The organism is Bradyrhizobium sp. USDA 223 (genome assembly GCF_044909005.1).
Classification (GTDB): domain Bacteria; phylum Pseudomonadota; class Alphaproteobacteria; order Rhizobiales; family Xanthobacteraceae; genus Bradyrhizobium; species Bradyrhizobium yuanmingense.
Genome location: NZ_JBIYDR010000001.1, coordinates 4,569,397 through 4,588,836, shown reverse-complemented (window position 1 = coordinate 4,588,836; position 19,440 = coordinate 4,569,397). Strand labels below are relative to the sequence as shown.

General features: G+C 65.1%; 19 protein-coding genes and 1 pseudogene. 12 read left to right on the top strand and 8 right to left on the bottom strand.

Annotated features, from left to right (window positions below; all coding sequences use genetic code 11):
- Positions 1-5: 5 nt before the first annotated feature.
- The gene (locus ABIA40_RS21400; protein ID WP_271541893.1) at positions 6-1,109 is read right to left on the bottom strand and encodes a mandelate racemase/muconate lactonizing enzyme family protein; all 1,104 of its coding nucleotides are present in this window, start codon (positions 1,107-1,109) and stop codon (positions 6-8) included.
- A gap of 171 nt (positions 1,110-1,280) precedes the next feature.
- On the opposite strand from ABIA40_RS21400, the gene ABIA40_RS21395 reads away from it, so the two are divergent.
- The 4 genes from ABIA40_RS21395 to ABIA40_RS21380 all read left to right on the top strand — a co-directional run bounded on the left by ABIA40_RS21395 (position 1,281) and on the right by ABIA40_RS21380 (position 5,592).
- Positions 1,281-2,114 (top strand): AraC family transcriptional regulator, encoded by an 834-nt coding sequence (locus ABIA40_RS21395; protein WP_271541891.1) that lies wholly within the window; start codon positions 1,281-1,283, stop codon positions 2,112-2,114.
- A gap of 136 nt (positions 2,115-2,250) precedes the next feature.
- Positions 2,251-3,177, top strand: a complete 927-nt coding sequence (locus tag ABIA40_RS21390) for an SMP-30/gluconolactonase/LRE family protein (protein WP_271541889.1) — start codon at positions 2,251-2,253, stop codon at positions 3,175-3,177.
- 158 nt (positions 3,178-3,335) lie between these two features.
- A complete protein-coding gene (locus ABIA40_RS21385; protein ID WP_271541887.1) occupies positions 3,336-3,929 on the top strand; it encodes a GNAT family N-acetyltransferase in 594 nt (197 codons plus the stop codon).
- A gap of 16 nt (positions 3,930-3,945) precedes the next feature.
- Complete coding sequence (locus ABIA40_RS21380) at positions 3,946-5,592, top strand: GMC family oxidoreductase (protein ID WP_271541886.1); 1,647 nt, start codon at positions 3,946-3,948, stop codon at positions 5,590-5,592.
- Between the two features lie 1,001 nt (positions 5,593-6,593).
- Here ABIA40_RS21380 and ABIA40_RS21375 read toward each other — a convergent pair.
- Together ABIA40_RS21375 and ABIA40_RS21370 are read right to left on the bottom strand one after the other, a co-directional pair.
- Positions 6,594-7,436, bottom strand: a complete 843-nt coding sequence (locus tag ABIA40_RS21375) for a MoxR family ATPase (protein ID WP_036042145.1) — start codon at positions 7,434-7,436, stop codon at positions 6,594-6,596.
- A gap of 110 nt (positions 7,437-7,546) precedes the next feature.
- A pseudogene (locus ABIA40_RS21370) lies at positions 7,547-7,789 on the bottom strand (GlsB/YeaQ/YmgE family stress response membrane protein); the annotation flags it as partial.
- 160 nt (positions 7,790-7,949) lie between these two features.
- On the opposite strand from ABIA40_RS21370, the gene ABIA40_RS21365 reads away from it, so the two are divergent.
- From ABIA40_RS21365 to sseA, 3 genes are all read left to right on the top strand, one after another.
- Positions 7,950-9,125: a VWA domain-containing protein gene (locus ABIA40_RS21365; protein WP_036013185.1), complete on the top strand. Its 1,176-nt coding sequence runs from the start codon at positions 7,950-7,952 to the stop codon at positions 9,123-9,125.
- 129 nt (positions 9,126-9,254) lie between these two features.
- Positions 9,255-9,668 (top strand): rhodanese-like domain-containing protein, encoded by a 414-nt coding sequence (locus ABIA40_RS21360; RefSeq protein ID WP_036013188.1) that lies wholly within the window; start codon positions 9,255-9,257, stop codon positions 9,666-9,668.
- A gap of 136 nt (positions 9,669-9,804) precedes the next feature.
- On the top strand, positions 9,805-10,662 hold the full coding sequence (gene sseA / locus ABIA40_RS21355; RefSeq protein ID WP_404543154.1) for a 3-mercaptopyruvate sulfurtransferase: 858 nt from the start codon (positions 9,805-9,807) through the stop codon (positions 10,660-10,662).
- A gap of 171 nt (positions 10,663-10,833) precedes the next feature.
- On the opposite strand, the gene ABIA40_RS21350 is transcribed toward sseA, so the two are convergent.
- Positions 10,834-11,604, bottom strand: a complete 771-nt coding sequence (locus ABIA40_RS21350; RefSeq protein WP_404543153.1) for a hypothetical protein — start codon at positions 11,602-11,604, stop codon at positions 10,834-10,836.
- Between the two features lie 367 nt (positions 11,605-11,971).
- Here ABIA40_RS21350 and ABIA40_RS21345 point away from each other — a divergent pair, with 367 nt between their 5' ends.
- Complete coding sequence (locus ABIA40_RS21345; RefSeq protein ID WP_271541877.1) at positions 11,972-13,168, top strand: L,D-transpeptidase; 1,197 nt, start codon at positions 11,972-11,974, stop codon at positions 13,166-13,168.
- A gap of 54 nt (positions 13,169-13,222) precedes the next feature.
- Here ABIA40_RS21345 and ABIA40_RS21340 read toward each other — a convergent pair whose 3' ends face one another.
- Together ABIA40_RS21340 and ABIA40_RS21335 are read right to left on the bottom strand one after the other, a co-directional pair.
- The gene (locus ABIA40_RS21340) at positions 13,223-14,185 is read right to left on the bottom strand and encodes a D-2-hydroxyacid dehydrogenase family protein (RefSeq protein ID WP_404543151.1); all 963 of its coding nucleotides are present in this window, start codon (positions 14,183-14,185) and stop codon (positions 13,223-13,225) included.
- A 131-nt stretch (positions 14,186-14,316) separates the two neighbouring features.
- Positions 14,317-14,532, bottom strand: a complete 216-nt coding sequence (locus tag ABIA40_RS21335; protein WP_128263772.1) for a hypothetical protein — start codon at positions 14,530-14,532, stop codon at positions 14,317-14,319.
- A gap of 235 nt (positions 14,533-14,767) precedes the next feature.
- On the opposite strand from ABIA40_RS21335, the gene ettA reads away from it, so the two are divergent.
- Together ettA and ABIA40_RS21325 are read left to right on the top strand one after the other, a co-directional pair.
- Positions 14,768-16,417 (top strand): energy-dependent translational throttle protein EttA, encoded by a 1,650-nt coding sequence (gene ettA / locus ABIA40_RS21330; protein ID WP_404543150.1) that lies wholly within the window; start codon positions 14,768-14,770, stop codon positions 16,415-16,417.
- Between the two features lie 7 nt (positions 16,418-16,424).
- Complete coding sequence (locus tag ABIA40_RS21325) at positions 16,425-17,651, top strand: lytic murein transglycosylase (RefSeq protein WP_404543149.1); 1,227 nt, start codon at positions 16,425-16,427, stop codon at positions 17,649-17,651.
- A gap of 79 nt (positions 17,652-17,730) precedes the next feature.
- Here the strand turns inward: ABIA40_RS21325 and ABIA40_RS21320 are convergent, their stop codons facing one another.
- Both ABIA40_RS21320 and ABIA40_RS21315 read right to left on the bottom strand, forming a co-directional pair.
- Positions 17,731-18,012, bottom strand: coding sequence for a hypothetical protein (locus ABIA40_RS21320; protein ID WP_036013199.1), 282 nt, complete (start codon positions 18,010-18,012; stop codon positions 17,731-17,733).
- A 210-nt stretch (positions 18,013-18,222) separates the two neighbouring features.
- On the bottom strand, positions 18,223-18,543 hold the full coding sequence (locus ABIA40_RS21315; protein WP_404543148.1) for a hypothetical protein: 321 nt from the start codon (positions 18,541-18,543) through the stop codon (positions 18,223-18,225).
- Between the two features lie 125 nt (positions 18,544-18,668).
- Here ABIA40_RS21315 and ABIA40_RS21310 point away from each other — a divergent pair, with 125 nt between their 5' ends.
- Both ABIA40_RS21310 and ABIA40_RS21305 read left to right on the top strand, forming a co-directional pair.
- Entirely contained in the window at positions 18,669-18,980 is a 312-nt protein-coding gene (locus tag ABIA40_RS21310) for a hypothetical protein (protein WP_404543147.1), read from the top strand.
- A 161-nt stretch (positions 18,981-19,141) separates the two neighbouring features.
- Entirely contained in the window at positions 19,142-19,414 is a 273-nt protein-coding gene (locus ABIA40_RS21305; protein ID WP_036013202.1) for a bacterioferritin-associated ferredoxin, read from the top strand.
- The last annotated feature ends 26 nt before the right edge of the window (positions 19,415-19,440 follow it).

Below are 19,440 nucleotides of genomic sequence, written 5' to 3'. Positions count from 1 at the left end.
GCCGGTCACGCCACGCGATAGCGCTCCATCACGCCGCGATCGGGCTCATAGCCAAGCCCGCGGTCCGTGGGCACCGCGACGTGGCCGCTTGCATCGACATCGGCGCGGCCGCCCCAGAGGCAGGCTTCGCGCTTCAGATAGAACATCTCGACCAGCCCGTCGTCGCGCGTCGCGAGCAGATGCAGCGTCGCCAGCAGGCCCGGGCCAAAGTAAGGAGAGTGCGGCACGATCTTGACGCCGGACCGATCGGCCAAGTCTGCGACCTTCAGGAATTCCGTGATGCCGCCGACCTTGATAACTGACGGCTGGGCGTGGCTGACCGCGCCTGCCTCCATCATCTGGCGGAATTGATATTCGGTGCAGGCATTCTCGCCGGCGGCAATTCCGACGCCGCTCTTGCTGCGCACCTCGGCAAGCGTGGCGAAGTCTTCCGGCGGCCAGACCGGCTCCTCCAGGAACATCGGCTGCGCCTCGCGGCATGTCGCCGCGAACGCGATCGCCTGCTCTCCGGTCAGCGGGCAGTTCATGTCGACCATCAGTGGAATGCTCGGGCCGATCGCCGCGCGCGCGGCGAGCACCGCAGGCGTCGTGGTCTCGTGCAGCTTGATCGCGCCATAGCCGAGCGCGAGCGCCTTCCTGCATTCGGCGGCGATGGTGTCGGGCGCGCCGATCCGGAGCAGGCTCGCGTAAGCCGGAATGGCGGTGCGCCTGATCTCGCCCAGCAGGCGATGCAGCGGCACGCCGGCGACCTTCGCGGCCAAGTCCCACAAAGCGATATCGAGCCCGGAGATCGCGAACATCGTGATGCCGTAGCGGCCGAACAGATGCAGGTTGCGCTGGATCTGCTCCATCACCGCGGCAATGCCGGCCGCATCGGGCACCTTCAGCCCGCGGGCCTGCGGCGCGATCATCTCCTCGACCGCGCTGCGCGTCGTGTGCGGGCAGACATAGGCGAAAGCATCGCCCCAGCCGGTCAGCCCAGCATCGGTCGTGACCTCGACGAGGACCATGTCGAGGGCCGTGATGGCGGAAGCGCCCTGGCGGAAGCTCGCGACGCCGGCATCATAGGGGATGCGGATATGGTGCGCCCGCACATCGGTGATTTCCATGACCCGGTTCCTCTTTCTCGTGAGCGGTTTCGGTGAGTGTAGCCACGAACACCGGGGCGTTGCCAGCTTCCATTGGCCGGCTATCCTCATGCGGAGCACCGCAATGCCGATCAAGCAGGGTGATGCCGACCGGCGCATCATCGCCGCGCTTCGAACGAGGGCCTGAACCACATGAATCCAGCCCAGCGCGCGCTCTGGTATATCGAGAGCCATCTGGCCGAGCCGATGACGCTCGACGAGATCGCTGCGATCTCGGGCGTGTCGCGGTTCCACATCGTGCGTGCGTTCGCCGCAGCCGTCGGTCTGCCGGTGATGCGCTACGTGCGCGCGCGGCGGCTGAGTGAGGCGGCGCGCAGTCTTGCAAAGGGAGCGCCGGACATCCTGTCGCTGGCGCTGGAGGCAGATTACGGCTCGCACGAAGCTTTCACCCGCGCGTTCCGCGACCAATTCGGCACCACGCCCGAAGCGGTGAGGGCGGCAGCGTGCGTCAACCAGCTCAGGCTACAGGAGCCGATCCTCATGGACTCCACCATGCTCGACCATCTTGCCCCACCGCGTTTCGAGACCGCAAAAGCCTTCCTCGTCGCCGGTCTCGCCGAGCGCATCTCCTGCGACAACGGTGCCATGATCCCTGGTCTATGGCAGCGCTTCAATCGGGAGGTCCTCGACATTCCCGCGCGCGTAGGCAACGTCGCCTACGGCGTCTGCTGCAACGGCGATGATGCCGGCAATTTCGATTACATTGCCGGCGTCGAGGTCGCCGATTTCTCCGACCTGCCGCGCCGCTTCGGTCGCATCCGCATTCCGGAGCAGCGCTATGCGGTGTTCACGCACAAGGATCACGTCGCCTCGATCCGGCGCACCGTCAACACGATCTGGAATCAATGGCTGCCGGCGTCTGGCCTGAAAGCCGCGGACGCGCCCAACTTCGAGCGCTATGACGAAAAGTTCGATCCCGCCACCGGCAACGGCGGCTTCGAAATCTGGATACCTGTCAGCGAATAACACGCAACGCTGGCATACCGTCCCGCTTGCTTGGCAAGCTCCGGCGACTTTGCCATAACCGCAGGCAAATCTTGCCTGCGGGGGCCCGTGCCGGACATCCCGTGCAAGCCATAACAAGCAGCCGGGAGGGTCTCCGATGTCCAACGTCCGCGTTCTCGCCACCGACCTCGAATTTCCCGAAGGGCCGGTCGTGATGCCGGACGGTTCGGTGGTGCTGGTGGAGATCCGCGGCCAGCGCCTGACGCGCGTCTATCCCGACGGCCGCAAGGAGATCGTGGCCAGGATTCCCGGCGGCCCGAATGGCGCCGCGCTCGGACCCGACGGCAAGATCTACATCTGCAACAATGGGGGCTTCTCCTGGATTCCGGCCGGCAAGATGATCATGCCGGGTCCGCAGCCGGACGATTATCTCGGCGGCGCGATCCAGCGCGTCGACCTGCAATCCGGCAAGGTCGAGACCGTCGTGACCAAATGCGGCGTCCACGATCTGCGCGGGCCGAACGACCTCGTCTTCGACAAGCACGGCGGCCTCTGGTTCTCCGATCTCGGCAAGCGCCGCGCGCGCGAGATGGACGTCGGCGGCATGTATTACCTCAAGCCCGGCATGAGCGAGGTCGTCGAAATCGTGCATGGCGTATTGCCGGCCAACGGCATCGGCCTGTCGCCGGACGAGAATACGGTCTACATCGCGGAGACGCCGACCGGGCGGCTTTGGGCCTATGAGCTCTCGGCGCCGGGCACGCTCAAGCCGCGCGATCCGATCTATCGCGGCGAGCGCGGCCAGCCGATCTGCGGCCTCGGCGGCTACCAGATGTTCGACTCGCTCGCGGTGGAAGCTGGCGGCAATGTCTGTATCGCCACGCTCGTCTCCGGCTGCATCTCGGTGATCGCGCCCGACGGCACCCTGGTGGAACAGGTCCCGACCGGCGACCGCGTCACCACCAACATCGCCTTCGGCGGCCCCGAGCTGAGGACCGCCTACATCACGCTGTCGGGCAAGGGCGAGCTGATCGCCATGGACTGGCCGCGCGGCGGATTGCCGTTGAATTTTCTGAACAAGTGAATGTATCTGGACGAGTTGTGCCAATACATCCGTCGTCATTCCGGGATGCGTGCGCCAGCACGCAGGCCCGGAATCCATAACCCCAGGCGGTGGTTATGGATTCCGGGCTCGCGACTTCGTCGCGCCCCGGAATGACGGCAGTCATTATGGAGTGAGAAATGCCCTGGCCCGATCCCATCACCCTGCGCGGACAGCACGCCCGTCTCGAGCCGCTGTCGCATGACCATCGCGAAGGGCTGGTCGAGGCGGTCAAGGACGGCGAGCTGTCGAAGCTGTGGTACACCGCAATCCCGCTGCCGGAGAACATGGGCAAGGAGATCGACCGCCGCTTAGGCCTGCAGGCCGCGGGCTCGATGCTGCCCTTCACCGTGTTCGATGCCGGCGGCAAGATCGTCGGCATGACCACCTACATGAACATCGATGCCGCCAACCGCCGCGTCGAGATTGGCTCGACCTGGTACGGCAAGAGCGCGCAGCGCGGCCCGCTCAACACGCAGTGCAAGCTGCTGCTGCTGCGCCATGCCTTCGAGACGCTGAACTGCATCGCGGTCGAGTTCCGCACGCATTTCTTCAACCACCAGAGCCGCCGCGCCATCGAGCGCCTGGGCGCCAAGCAGGACGGCATCCTGCGCAGCCACCAGGTCGCGCCGAACGGCACGTTGCGCGATACCGTCGTCTACAGCATCACCGCCGCCGAATGGCCGACGGTGCAGGCGCATCTCGAATTTCAACTCAACGACAAGCCGCGCTAGGGGCGGCCGAGGGACCATGGATAGATTTGATTATGTGATCGTCGGCGCGGGCTCCGCCGGTTGCGTGCTCACCAGCCGGCTCAGCGAGGACCCCAACACCTCCGTTTGCGTACTCGAGGCGGGCCCGTCCGACTGGCACCCCTACATCCATCTGCCGGCGGGTTTCATCAAGACCTTCCACATGAAGAGCATCAACTGGGCCTATCAGCAGGAGCCCGGTCCCTGGACCGGCGGGCGCAGCATCTACGCGCCGCGCGGCAAGACGCTGGGCGGCTCGTCCTCGATCAACGGCCACATCTACAATCGCGGCCAGCGCATGGATTTCGACACCTGGGCGCAGATGGGCAATCGCGGCTGGGGCTATGCCGACGTGCTGCCCTATTTCCGCCGACTGGAGAAGCGGATCGGCGAGGGCGAGGACACCTATCGCGGCCGCGACGGCAACCTCATCGTCACCACCATGAACTGGCGCGATCCGCTCTGCGAGGCCTTCATGGAAGGCGCGGTCTCGCTCGGCATTCCCCGCAATCCCGATTACAACGGCAAGACCCAGGAAGGCGTCTCCTACTGCCAGCGCACCATCAACAACGGCCTGCGCGTCTCCGGCGCCACCGCGTTCCTCAAGCCGGCGATGAAGCGGCCCAACGTGCATGTGCATACGCATGCGCACGCGACCGAGATCATCTTCGAGGGCAAGCGCGCCGTCGGCGTGCGCTACATGAAGGGCGGCCGCGGCGGCCATCCCGTCGAAGTGCGCGCCAACAAGGAGGTGATCCTCTCAGGCGGCAGCTATAATTCGCCGCAGCTGCTGCAGCTCTCCGGCATCGGCTCGCCGGATCTGTTGCAGCAGCACGGCATCGCCGTGCGTCACGCGCTGCCGGTCGGCGAGGGCCTGCAGGATCACTACGCCCCGCGCACGGTGGCGCGGGTCAAGGACATCAAGACCATCAACGAGCTCCGCCGCGGCTGGCGTCTCTGGGTCGAGGCGGCGAAATGGGCCACCGCGCGCCGCGGCCTGCTGTCGCTGTCGCCGACCATGGTCTATTGCTTCTGGCATTCCGGCGAGAGCGCGGAGAGCTCCGATCTGCAGCTTACCTTCACGCCGGCAAGCTACAAGGAGGGCGTGCAGGGCCAGCTCGAGGATGAGCCCGGCATGACGGTGGCGTCCTGGCAGCAGCGGCCGGAGAGCCGCGGCTATGTCCGCATCCGCTCATCCGATCCGTTCGCGCCGCCGATCATCCAGACCAATTATCTCGATGCCGAGCTCGACCGCCGCGTCATCGTCGGCGGCATGAAGCTCGCGCGCAAATTGCTGAAGTCCGCGCCGCTGTCGCCCTATTACGCCTACGAGGATTTCCCCGGCCCCAACGTCAACACAGACGACGAATTCTTGCACGCCGCCACCGAGCGCGGCACCACCACGTTCCACCCCGGCTGCACCTGCCGCATGGGCCCGGCGGATTCCACCTGGGCGGTGGTCGACGACCATCTCCGCGTCCACGGCCTCGAAAGCCTCCGCGTCATCGACGCCTCGGTCATGCCGCGCATGATCTCGGCGAACCTCAATGCATCCACCATGATGATCGCCGACCGCGCCTCCGACCTGATCCGCGGCAAGCAGCCGATGGAAGCCGCAAGGATTCCGGACGCCGCGGTGGCGTGAGGCACGACTGCGTAGGGTGGGTTAGCGTAGCGTAACCCACCACTTCTGCCGATGCAGAAACGAAAGAGGTGGGTTACGCTGACGCTAACCCACCCTACGAGACCGGCTGTGTCGCTGCCCCGTCAACCCCTTCCCGCAAAAATATTCCGCTTTACCGAAATTCGGAATTGCGGCATAACCTGAACAGCCCGGCCCGACGAAGAGGGGCGGTTCGCGAGTCGTTCGAAACGCGGGCCGGGTTGCGGTGGACGCGGCAGCGTCGGCACGATGGGTGCGGGCAGGGCGGGTAGTCCCTGTGAGCCCGAGGCCCCCGTGCAGACGAACGGCGCTGAAGTCCGGCGAAGCCTCTTGGCGAAGCCGGATGAGCTGCGTACGGCAAAACCGTGTGGTCCTGGCCGTCGTTGCTACGGTCAAGCTGGCTGCGGAGATGCGCGCGAACCCAACCGGGCGGACGGCATCGTCAATTCGCGGGGCGAGGGAGGCCAGAAGGAATTCGGCTCCCGGGAGAGCGCGGCATAAGCCGTCCGACCATCGCGCAGGGAAGGCCGAGTGATCGGCGACACCTGTATGCTGCTGTGCGGTTTTCTGCGTGTGCTTTTCGCGCAGCGGACCGCGGGTGCCCGTCGGCACCCGGTCTTCCCTGCGCCCTCTTTCTTTTGGGCGACGGAATGAAGCAAAGCTCGGGCGAGATGAGCCGCGAGGCTGCGAAGGTATGTCAGCAAATTGAATTGGCTTGCTCCGTCATTGCGAGCGCAGCGAAGCAATCCAGACTGTCAATGCGGAAAGATTCTGGATTGCTTCGCTGCGCTCGCAATGACGATGGGGAAGCAGGCGGGTGCCACACTCTCACTGTCATCGCCCGGCTTGACCGGGCGATCCAGTATTCCGAGACAGGAGTGATTCAATCGAGATGCTGCGGCGTACTGGATTCCCCGCCTTCGCGGGGAATGACACCAATGTTTGAAGCGACAGCGGGGCGCTATCGCGAGCGAGCCCGAGGCTCACACTTCCCGTCGACTCAAGAACGCCAGCCGCTCGAACAGATGCACGTCCTGCTCGTTCTTCAGCAGCGCGCCGTGCAGCGGCGGAATCAGTTTGCGCGGGTCCCGTTCGCGCAGCTGCTCGGCGCTCATGTCCTCGTTGAGCAGCAGCTTGAGCCAGTCCAAGAGCTCTGAGGTCGACGGCTTCTTCTTCAGGCCGGGCACCTCGCGGACCTCGAAGAAGATGCGCAGGGCTTCTTCCACGAGGCGCTTCTTGATGCCGGGGAAGTGGACGTCGACGATGCGGCCCATCGTGTCGGCGTCGGGGAACTTGATGTAGTGGAAGAAGCAGCGGCGCAGGAACGCGTCCGGCAGCTCCTTCTCGTTGTTGGAGGTGATCATCATGATCGGGCGCTGCTTGGCCTTGATCGTCTCGCCGGTCTCGTAGACGTGGAATTCCATGCGGTCGAGCTCGAGCAAGAGGTCGTTGGGGAATTCGATGTCGGCCTTGTCGATCTCGTCGATCAGGAGCACCGGGCGCTGCTCGCTGGTGAACGCGTCCCACAGCTTGCCGCGCTTGATGTAGTTCCTGATGTCGGACACGCGGGCATCGCCAAGCTGGCTGTCGCGCAGGCGCGATACCGCGTCGTATTCGTAGAGGCCCTGCTGCGCCTTGGTGGTGGACTTGATGTGCCAGGTCAGAAGCGGCGCGTTCAGCGCCTTCGCCACTTCCTCCGCCAGCACCGTCTTGCCAGTGCCGGGCTCGCCCTTCACCAGGAGCGGGCGCTCCAGCACGATCGAAGCGTTGACGGCGACCTTGAGGTCATCAGTCGCAACATAGTCCTTGGTGCCGGTAAATTTCATTGCGCGTCCTTGTTGGTCGTCGTCGCAAGGCATTGCCAGTCTCAATGGCCTTGCTCACGACAAGCGAACGGCCGCTCGCGGCGGCCGTTCCTGGTTCGGTCAGGCTTTGAGACCCGTTTTATCAGCGAAAGGATGATGAGCACAATCACCGCGCCGATCGTGGCATCGACGATAGCGCCGATTGTGCCCGTTGCCAGCTGGATGTGCAGCTGCGGCAGTACCCAGCTCGCCACCAGCGCGCCGATGATGCCGACGACGATGTTGCCGACCAGCCCAAATCCCGCCCCGTGGACAATCTTGCCCGCAAGCCAGCCTGCGATCGCGCCGATGATGAGCGCGGCGACAATTCCCATTGCAAACGTCCCCCAAACCACCCCTTGATTTCGCCAATTCTAGAGCAAAAAGTGATTGGGTCCACGTTGAATTGGTTCGCGACGCGCGTGGTTCACCTCTCCCAATGGGAGAGGTGCGCCGCCCCTTGACGTTCGCCACCCGACGGGCAATCTGTCACCCATGTTCCTGCAATTCTTCACCTCTCTGCGCGATGCGCAGGTCCCCGTGACGCTGCGCGAGTACCTCACGCTGATGGAGGCGCTCGACGCCGACCTTGCGGACTACACGGTCGAGAATTTCTATTACCTGTCCCGCGCCTCGCTGGTGAAGGACGAGCGCAATCTCGACAAGTTCGACCGCGTCTTCGGCACCGTATTCAAGGGGCTGGAAAGCCTGCTCGACGCCATGGAGAAGGCGGAGATCCCCGAGGAGTGGCTGAAGAAGCTCGCCGAGAAATACCTAACCGAAGAAGAAAAGAAGCAGATCGAGGCCATGGGCTGGGACAAGCTCATGGAGACCCTGAAGAAGCGCCTCGAGGAGCAGAAGGGCCGTCACCAGGGCGGCTCGAAATGGATCGGCACCGCCGGCACCTCGCCGTTCGGCGCCCACGGCTACAACCCCGAAGGCGTGCGGATCGGCCAGGAGAAGAACCGCAACAACCGCGCCGTGAAGGTGTGGGACAAGCGCGAGTTCAAGGATCTCGACGGCAATGTCGAGCTCGGCATCCGCAACATCAAGGTGGCGCTGCGGCGCCTGCGCAAATTCGCCCGCACCGGCGCGCCGGACGAGCTCGATCTCGACACCACCATTCGCGAGACCGCCAATCACGGCTATCTCGACGTGCACATGCGACCCGAGCGGCGCAACGCGGTGAAGCTCTTGGTGTTCTTCGACATTGGCGGCTCGATGGATGCGCATATCGAGCAGGTCGAGGAGCTGTTCTCGGCGGCAAAGAGCGAGTTCAAGCATATGGAGTATTTCTACTTCCACAATTGCCTCTATGAGGGCGTGTGGAAGCAGAACAAGCGCCGCTTCACCGATCGCACGCCGACCTGGGACGTGCTGCACAAATACCCGCACGACTACAAGGTCGTGTTCGTCGGCGACGCCTCGATGTCGCCTTACGAGATCATGGTGCCCGGCGGCTCGGTCGAGCACGTCAACGAGGAGCCGGGCTCGGTCTGGCTCGACCGCATCATCCGCACCTATCCGCATACGGTGTGGCTGAATCCGGTGCAGCAGAAGCACTGGGACTATTCGGAATCCACCACCATCATCAAGCGCATCTTCGCCAATCGGATGTATCCGATCACGATCGAGGGGCTGGAAGCCGCGATGAAGGAATTGACGCACTGATGCCTCCCGTCGTCATTCCGGGGCGCCCGAAGGGCGAACCCGGAATCCATCGGGCGCAGTGCATGTAGAGGAATGGATTCCGGGCTCGCGCTACGCGCGCCCCGGAATGACAACAAGAGGGAGAAGCACGTGCCCCAGACCATCACCCGCGGCATCAAGGCGCTGATCGACGAGGCCAATGCCGAGATCGAGACGCTCACCGCCAAGGACGCGATCGAGATCTCCAGGAACGGCGACGTCGTCATCGTCGACATCCGCGATCCCCGCGAGATCGAGCGCGACGGCCGCATCCCCGGCGCCTTCGCCTGCACGCGCGGCATGCTCGAATTCTGGATCGACCCGCAGAGCCCGTACGCCAAACCGATTTTCCAGGAGGACAAGAAGTTCGTGTTCCACTGCGCCGGGGGCTTACGCTCTGCGCTCGCGGCCAAGACCGCGCAAGACATGGGCCTCAAGCCCGTCGCCCACATCGCCGGCGGCTACGCCGCCTGGCGCGATGCCGGCGGGCCCACAGAGAAGTGGGAGCCGAAGAAGAAGGGGTGAGTTGGACGCCGCGCGTGCCACACACTCCGTCATGCCCGGGCTTGTCGCGGGCATCCACGTCTTCGCCGCAAGAAAGAACGTGGATGGCCGGGACAAGCCCGGCCATGACGACTAAGACAATTGCCGGAGCATGCCCATGACCATCGCCACCGACCCCCTCGTCTCCACCGAATGGCTCGCCGCTCACATCGGCGATGCCAACCTCAAGATCCTCGACGCCAGCTTCAAGCTGCCGGGCTTGCTGCCGCTGCCGAAGGACGACTATCTCGCCGCGCATCTGCCGGGCGCCGTGCTCTTCGACGTCGATGCGGTGTCGGATCATTCCAACCCGCTGCCGCACATGTTTCCGAGCGCGGAGCAGTTCGGCCGCGACGTCGGCAATCTAGGCATCTCCAACGCGGACACCGTCGTGCTCTATGATGCCGGCGGCTGGGTCGCAGCGCCGCGTGCGTGGTGGATGTTCCTGTCCTATGGCCACAGCAACGTGCGTATCCTCAATGGCGGGCTGAAGAAGTGGCGCACTGAGGGACGCGCGACCGAGAGCGGCGAGGTCAAGCCGAAGCCGGCGACCTTCACGGCGAGCTATGATGCAAACCGCGTGCGCAGCATGCAGCAACTGATCGCCAATGTCGAAAGCCGCAACGAGCAGGTGATCGACGCGCGCGCCGCCGATCGCTTCGAGGGCCGCGCGCCCGAGCCGCGCCCGGGCATCCGCTCCGGTCACATCCCCGGCGCCCGCAACGTGCCCTACAATCTGCTGTTCGACGCCGCGACCGGCGAGATGAAGCCGCTCGACGAGCTCCGCGCCGCCTTCACCAATGCCGGTGTCAAGCTGGATGCGCCGATCGTGACGAGCTGCGGCTCCGGCGTCTCGGCCGGCGTGCTGACGCTCGCGCTCTACCGCCTCGGCATCACCGACACCGCGCTCTATGACGGCTCGTGGTCGGAATGGGGCCAGGCCGGCGGCCCGGCCATCGCGACCGGCCCGGCGTGATATGAGTATTGGATGCGTTCGCGCTTCCACAGCGTCATGGCCGGGCTTGTCCCGGCCATCCACGCCTTGACGCGCAGTACGAAGAACGTGGATGCCCGGGACAAGCCCGGGCATGACGACCTCTGTGAGCGTTCCAGATCGGCTCCCGCAAGCGGGGCGAGGTGAAGAAGATCACCGCGTGCGTGCGGTCGTTGTTGTCGCGAAAGCCGGCTGCTGCTGACCGAACGGATCGAGCTGCTGCTGCAGCTGCTGAGGCGGCGGGCGCCGCACCACGCGCTGGCGCTTCTTGGCCTTGGCCTTGCGCTTGGTCGCCTTGCTGTCCGACTTGGTGCTCTCGACCTTGCTGCTCTCGGTTCTGGCCTTCGCCGGCGCGTCCGTCGCCGCCGTGGCAGCGTTCAGCGCAGCGAGCCTTGCGGAGGCGACATCGAGCGCCGCGGCGGCGAGGGCCGGGTCAGCCGGTTCCGGCTCGTTGGCGATTGCGGCAGGCTGGGCCTCGGGAATCCCGGCCGTGGTGTCGGCGGGGGTCAGCGTATCGATCGAAGCCGGCGCTGCGGCCGCCACCGTCGGTTCGGGCTTGGCTGGTTCGATGGCCGGCACTTCAGCCAGGGGCGCGGCGGCCTCAGGCTGGACGTCGGTCTCGGTCGTGAGTGCGGCCACCTGTTCGGGCTCGCTCAAGGGCAGAGCGATGGTCGGCACTTGGTCGCGCAGCGATGGCGTGGTCTCGGCGGGCGGCTCCGGCTCGGCCCGCAGCACCGCGAGCACCGGCTGGGCCGGCTCGGGCGCTTGCGCAAACACCTGCTCCTGCGGCCCGTTCCGCCAGCCGGGGTTGTTGACATATTGCTGATGGGTCGCCCGGAGCAGCGCGGCGGCCCCTAGGCCGAACACCAGGATGGAGGTTGACAGCAGGATCGCGGCAAACAGGAAGCGAAAGCCGGGAAGCATTGAGCGATTGCGAATTTCCGCCCCGGCGGCGGAGTGGCCGGGGCTCAAGAGCCATCTGAACGCGGTGACGGTACTGCTTGCCGCGTTCGCCACGCGGGATCGGAGCTCAAAAAGGTGGCGAATCAGGCTGATTCGACCATATCGCAACGTCTCCGCATCGTTCCGTTAAAATCGCGGTCGACCGTCGCGCCAATCGAAGGCGCGACACGATTTCAGCCCCGTGATGCAACGGGGCAACGGTAGTCTTGCGGATCACAAATCGGCAAATCCGGCGCAAATACGCCTGATATGTCTTGAATGTGCCGCTATCTTCCGTCATCTGGCCGTTAACGGTCCGATCGGGCTTGGGGACTATACAAGAGCGATGATGATCAAACACTTTCTGACGATATGCGCTGCCGCAACAGTCGCTGCGGCGGGAACCTCGCTCGCTCAGGCTCAGAGCTATCCGATCCAGCAGGTGCCCGGCTATGGCGCACCGGCCGAATATCGGCCCGGTGACCGCATGCCGAATTTCGACGCGCTCGACGAAGACGACGAGGCGATGCCGCATGCCTCGCTGCCGCCGCCCGGTCCGGCCGACGATCCGCGCTACGGTCGTCCGATGAGCGCGCCTCCGGTCTATTCGGCTGCCCCGCCCCAAGGTCCGGTGATGTCGCCGGATGATCCGCGCTATGGGCGCCCGGCTGGTGCCCCGCCGGTCTATTCGGCCGCGCCGCAGGGCCCCGTGATGTCGCCCGACGATCCCCGCTACGGCCGGCCCGCCGGTCCGCCGGCGGTGATCTACGCCGACCGTCCGCCTCAGCAATCGCCCGCCAATGATGGCCTGCGTCCGCCCGAGGCTGTGGGCGGTCCTGCCGCGACCGGGGCGGTCCAGGCCGGACAGCCGCCCGTGGGCACGGATGGCCGCCCGGTGGCCTTGGCCGCGCTGCCGCCCGAGGAGCAGCCCGATGCTGCACCGGTGCAGCTGCCGCCGAACCTGCGCCGTCAGGAGGTCGCGTTCCAGACCAAGGAGCCGGCCGGCACGCTCGTGGTCGATACGCCCAACACCTACCTCTATTACGTGCTCGGAGGCGGCCGTGCGATCCGCTACGGTGTCCGCGTCGGCCGCGACGGCTTCACTTGGACCGGCGTGCAGAAGATCACCCGCAAGGCCGAGTGGCCGGATTGGCATCCGCCGACCGAGATGATCGAGCGCCAGCCCTATCTGCCGCGCTTCATGGCCGGCGGCCCGGGCAATCCGCTTGGCGCCCGCGCGATGTATCTCGGCTCGACCGTCTACCGCATCCACGGCACCAACCAGCCCTCGACGATCGGCAAGTTCGTCTCCTCCGGCTGCATCGGCATGCTGAACGAGGACGTCTCCGACCTGTTCGAGCGCGTCAAGGTCGGCACCCGCGTTGTCGTGATGCCGGGTGGTCCGCCGCCGGGAACGGCGACGGCCTCCGCCGCGCCGACGCAGAGCGCTGCCGGGCCGGCTCCGATGTCCGCCCAGGCGGGCCCGGTCCCGGGGACGCAGCCCACCGTTGTGCCGCCGCTGCCCGCGCCGGTCACCGTGCGCTGAGGGCCTCAACTCGATGAGATTGCGAAGGGCGTGCCGTCGGCACGCCCTTTTCGTTCAGGCCAGCTTCCGCGGCAGCTCGCCGCCTTTGGTGAAGGCGGCGATCGCCTCGACCATCTGGCCGTAATGGATGCGCAGACCATCCGTGGTGGCGTAGCCCAGATGCGGCGTCAGCACGAGATTGTCGAGCTTGCGGAAGGGATGGTCGACCGGCAGCGGCTCGACCGAGAACACGTCCAATCCGGCACCTGCGATCTTGCGCTGCTGCAAAGCGTCCAGCAGCGCCTGCTCATCCACGATCGGCCCGCGCGCGGTATTGACCAGGAAGGCCGTCGGTTTCATCCGCGCAAGATCCGCGCGGCTGACGAGGCCACGCGAGCGCTCGCTCAGCACCACGTGGATGGTGACGATGTCGGCCTTGGCGAACAGCTCCTCCTTGGAGGCGTAGCCGACGCCGGCCGCCGTACATTTCTCCGCGGTGAGGTTCGGGCTCCAGGCGATCACGTTCATGCCGAACGCCTTCGCAATGCCCGCCATCTTGCTGCCGAGCTTGCCGAGCCCGACGACGCCGAGCGTCAGCCCTTCGATCTCGACACCGGCAAAGGTCTGCCAGGACTCGCCCGCATGCATCCGCGCGTTCTCGCGGCCGATGCCGCGGGTCAACTCCAGGATCAGACCCATGGCGAGCGGCGCCGTCGGATCACGGGAATATTGCGTGCCGCCGATGGCGATGCCGCGCGCTTTCGCGGCCTCGATGTCGATCGCAGCGTTGCGCATGCCCGACGTCAGCAGCAGCTTCAGCTTCGGCAGGCGATCGAACAGGCTCTTGGGAAATGCCGTGCGCTCGCGCATCGCGCAGATGATTTCGAACTCGGTGAGCGCACTGGCTGCGGCCTGCTCGGAGGCGAAGGGATGGCTGAACACGGTGATGTCGACGCGATCCGACAATTTCGGCCAGTCGGCGACGTCGAGGGCGAGATTGAAATAGTCGTCGAGGATCGCGCAGCGCAGCCGGCTCATCAGCGTTCATCCATGGCGAGAGGTGAAGGCGCCGGGCGGGCGCCGTCATCGGAACCTGGCCATGGTTTGCGCGCAATCGCGCCGGCGCGCAAGCAGCCTGCGCCTTCAAAAATCCGATAGGAGATCGTCGCTCAGAGGTCGCGCGGCTTCAAGCGGAACGGTGCATCCATGCCGTGCTTGGCGCGCCAGGCGGGGCCGGGGCCGCGCATGTAATGCAGCTCGGGCCGGTAGGGATTGAAGGCGGTGACGAAGAAGCGCTTCCAGAAGGCCTTGATCTCCGAGGCGAACCCGGAGTCGCGCCCGGCTCCTGCCGGAACAGGAAGAGAATGGGTCTCGATCAGAGCCATGATGCGGCCTCGCTGTGCTCCCCGTTCGTTCTGAGCGGGTGGCGCTGTTTCCGCGCGAAACCGAGCTTTGGCCTGATTTATTAAAAGATGGTTTCAATTGTCCGGATCGGTGGCCGGATGGTTTCCTGACCGTATTCATCCGTGGTGAACGGACGGAAAACGTTGCCCTTTGGGGGCGGGATCGCTACATCGGCGGCAAGCAAAATTTCCTCAAATCGAAGGTTTCACGGGACCGATGGCGCGCCAGTTCATCTATTTCATGCAGGGCCTGACCAAGAGCTACCCGACCCGGAAGGTGCTCGATAACATCCATCTGAGCTTCTACCCGGACGCCAAGATCGGCGTGCTCGGCGTCAACGGCTCGGGTAAGTCGACGCTGCTCAAGATCATGGCCGGTCTCGACAAGGAATACACCGGCGAAGCCTGGGTCGCCGAGGGTGCCCGCGTCGGCTATCTCGAGCAGGAGCCGCAGCTCGATTCCAAGCTGACCGTGCGCGAAAACGTCATGCAGGGCGTAGCCAAGCAGAAGGCGATCCTGGACCGTTACAACGAGCTCGCGGTCAACTATTCGGACGAGACCGCCGACGAGATGACCAAGCTGCAGGACGAGATCGAGGCCCAGGGCCTGTGGGATCTCGACAGCAAGGTCGACCAGGCCATGGACGCGCTGCGCTGTCCGCCCGACGATGCCGACGTGACGAAACTCTCGGGCGGTGAGCGCCGCCGCGTCGCGCTGTGCCGCCTGCTGCTCGACCAGCCCGAGCTCTTGCTGCTGGACGAGCCGACCAACCATCTCGACGCGGAATCCGTGTCGTGGCTGGAAGGGCACCTGCGCAATTATCCCGGTGCGATCCTGATCGTCACCCACGACCGTTACTTCCTCGACAACGTCACCGGCTGGATCCTCGAGCTCGATCGTGGCCGCGGCATCCCGTACGAGGGCAATTACTCGTCCTGGCTGGTGCAGAAGCAGAAGCGTCTGGAGCAGGAGGGTCGCGAGGATGCGGCGCACCAGAAGACGCTGGCCCGCGAACAGGAATGGGTCGCCTCGTCGCCGAAGGCCCGCCAGGCCAAGTCGAAGGCGCGCTACCAGCGCTATGAGGAGCTGCTGAAGAAGGCGAGCGAGAAGCAGACCCAGACCGCGCAGATCATCATCCCGGTCGCCGAGCGGCTCGGCGCCAACGTTGTCGATTTCGAAGGCCTGAGCAAAGGCTTCGGCGATCGTCTCCTGATCGACGATCTCACCTTCAAGCTGCCGCCGGGCGGCATCGTCGGCGTGATCGGTCCGAACGGCGCCGGCAAGACCACGCTGTTCAAGATGATCACCAAGCAGGAGACGCCTGACAAGGGCACGATCACGGTCGGCGAGACCGTGCATCTCGGCTACGTCGACCAGTCGCGCGACGCGCTCGACGGCAAGAAGACGGTGTGGGAGGAGATCTCCGGCGGAAACGAGCTGATCCTGCTCGGCAAGAAGGAAGTCAATTCGCGCGGCTATTGCTCGGCGTTCAACTTCAAGGGCGCGGACCAGCAGAAGAAGGTCGGCGCGCTCTCGGGCGGTGAACGCAACCGCGTCCACCTCGCCAAGATGCTGAAGTCCGGCGCCAACGTCCTGCTGCTCGACGAACCGACCAACGACCTCGACGTCGACACGCTGCGCGCGCTCGAAGAGGCGCTAGAGGATTTTGCCGGCTGCGCAGTCATCATCAGCCACGATCGCTGGTTCCTCGACCGCATCGCGACGCACATCCTCGCCTTCGAGGGCGAGAGCCACGTCGAATGGTTCGAAGGCAATTTCCAGGATTACGAGAAGGACAAGATGCGCCGGCTCGGCCAGGACAGCATCATCCCGCACCGCGTGAAGTACAAGAAGCTGACGCGGTGATCGCGGCATGATGCGGCGGGCGCGTATTGCTGCGGTGATCGTTATCGCCTGCGGCTGCTCGCCCGCCCATGCTGCCGACGCCGCCTTCACACAGTTCATCGCCTCGTTGTGGCCGGAAGCGCAGGAGGCCGGCGTCTCGCGCAAGACGTTCGAGGAGCAGACGCGCGGACTCGAGCCCGATTACAAGCTGCCCGATCTGCTCTTGCCCGGGCGGCCGGCGACTGGCGCGCCGTCGCAGGCCGAGTTCGTGCAGGTGCCGGCCGACTACGTCAAGGAAGCCTCGATCGCGCGGCTTGCAGGCGAGGGGCAGCGGCTGCTCCAAAAGCATCGTACCTCGCTGGACGAGATCGAGAAGAAGTCCGGGGTACCGGCGACCGTCATGCTCGCCATCTGGGGCCGCGAGACAGACTATGGCCGGCACACGTTGCCCTACGATCTGGTGCGCGTACTGGCGACGCAGGCCTATGTCGGACGCCGAAAGGATCAGTATCGCAACGAGTTCATTGCCGCGCTCAAGATCCTCGATGAGGGCGTCGTCACGCGCAAGGACATGCGCTCGTCCTGGGCCGGCGCGACCGGCCTCACCCAGTTCCTGCCGTCCGAATATTACAAGCATGGCGTCGATTTCGACGGCGATGGCCGCATTGACATCTGGCACTCGGTGCCGGATGCGCTGGCCTCGGCTGCGCAGCAGCTCGTCAACAAGGGTTGGCAGAGCGGCGTGCGCTGGGCTTACGAGGTGCAGGCGCCGGCGAAGGTCGATTGCACGACGGGCGTGCCGGAGGTGACGAAGCCGATCGGCCAATGGCTGCGCGAGGGTTTTGTCCCGGTACGCGGCCAAAAGCTCAGCGCCGCCGAGCAGGCGCAGCCGGCCTCGCTGCTCCAGCCCGAAGGCATCTACGGCCCGTCATTCCTGACCACGAAGAATTACTTCGTCATCAAGGAATACAATTTCTCCGATCTCTACGTGCTGTTCGTCGGCCATCTCAGCGACCGCATGACGAGCCCGCTGCCGTTCGCAACGCCCTGGTCCGCCTCGAAGCAATTGCGCACCAAGGACGTCGAGACCATGCAGCGCGGGTTGACGCGGATCGGACTCTACAAGGACAAGATCGACGGCAAGGCCGGCATGCAGACGCGTGCCGCGCTCGGCGCCTATCAGAAGTCGGCGGGCCTCAAGGTCGATTGCTGGCCGAGCGAAGAGGTGCTGCGTTCGATCCAGGCGGCGCGATAGCGTGCGACCAAAGAAAAAGCCCGGCCGAGGTGCTCGGCCGGGCCTCGATCGCCGCGCTCATGAGCGCGTTGCGATCAGATCAGTAGCAGACGCGAACCGGGCGGCTGACCCAGCCGTAGCCGTCCCAATAGCGCTCGCGGCGCCAGTAGCAGGGCGCGGGCGGCGGGGGCTCGGCGATGTAAACGGGGCCGCCATAGGCGGGACGGCTGGAGGCGATGGCGCCGCCGACGATGGCGCCACCGATCAGGCCGGCTGCGATACCGGCGCCGACGCCGTCATGGGCCTTCGCGGACGGAGCGGCGGTCACCAGCGAACCGGCGACCGTCGCGACCGTGAGCGCGGCAACTAAAGTCTTGTTCATGCTCTTGGCTCTCCTGGGAGATGGGTTCCTCCTGTTAGAGGCGCCCGGGTTTCAAAGGTTCACGCACACTCTGATGGAATTGGCCTTGCAGCTAGGAAGCGCGCAAATGGTCAATCCACGGTAAACGCACACGGAGCTGTGACGAGAAAAAGCGGTCTTTTTCAGGCCCTGAGATGAACGGCGCTCCGCAGTCAACCGGCTTGGCGCGCCTCAGCCGCAGACTCGGACGCGACGGACGCGCCAGGCATAGCCATCCCAGAAGCGCTGCTTCTGCCAGACGCAGCCGCCGTAATAGTCGTCGGCAACATAGCCTGGACCCGGGGCGTAGTAGCGCGGCCGATAGTAACCCGGCCCATAGTAGCCATAGCTTGGTCCGTAATAATACGGAGAAGCCAGCGCGCCGCCGACAATGGCGCCGCCGATGATCCCGGCCGCCACGCCTGCCGCGACACCGCGCTGGGCATGGGCCGGCGTTCCGGCCGTCAGGGCCAGAATGGCGACGGCAGCGACCGCCAGGAGCGACTTCTTCATTGCTTGACCTTTCAGACGAACACGCGGGAACCTTTGGACCGCAAGGTTCCATATTTCGCTTGAATGATCAATGAACGGCACCTTTGCCGGAGACGACCAATTGGTATGGGTCCCACCGGGAGACGATGATGGGCAACGCGATGGTTAATGCTCTGATTGCGGCCGGGATCGTTTTCGCGATCGGCTACGGCTGGATCGCACATCTCCAGAACCGCGCACGGCGCTCCCGCGCCACCGCCGGCAGCCACGGAGGGAGTAGCGGGGACAGCACCTATTCCGGGACGAATGACGGCTTCTCGCTGGGAAGCTGGTTCTCCGGCGGCAGTTCGGGGAACCCGAGCGACGGCGCAAGCTGTTCGAGCAGCGATAGCAGCAGTAGCGGCGACTGCGGAGGCGGTGGCGACGGCGGTGGAGGAGGCGGCGGTGGCGGCGACTAGTCCGGCTACAATCTTGATCCAGCGCAAGAGCTTGATTTAGAGCCGTTCTAGGCTTTGATCAGGCCAGTTTGGAATAGCTTCAAATACCTGTTTTTCCTTTTGCATCCGGCCGGCCTGTTAAATATCGATGATGGCGCATCACCGAAGGGCCTGCCGCTTCCATGATCGTTTGTTCCTGTAATGTGCTGAGCGATGATGATATCCGCGCCGCCGTCGCCGAGTCCGACGACGCCGTGCGGCATGCCAAACAGGTCTATGGCTGTCTCGGCTGCAGCGCCGAATGCGGCCGCTGCGCCCGGACGATCAAGAGTATCATCGACGAAGCGCTCGGCCCCTGTGCGCAGTCCTGCTGCGCCGGCTGCCCGCATAGCCACACCGTGGCCGCCAACGACGAGACCGCCGAACCCGCCGAGTTCGCCCTCGCGGCTTGCTGAAAACTTCCGCAATTCCGGCTGAGCTT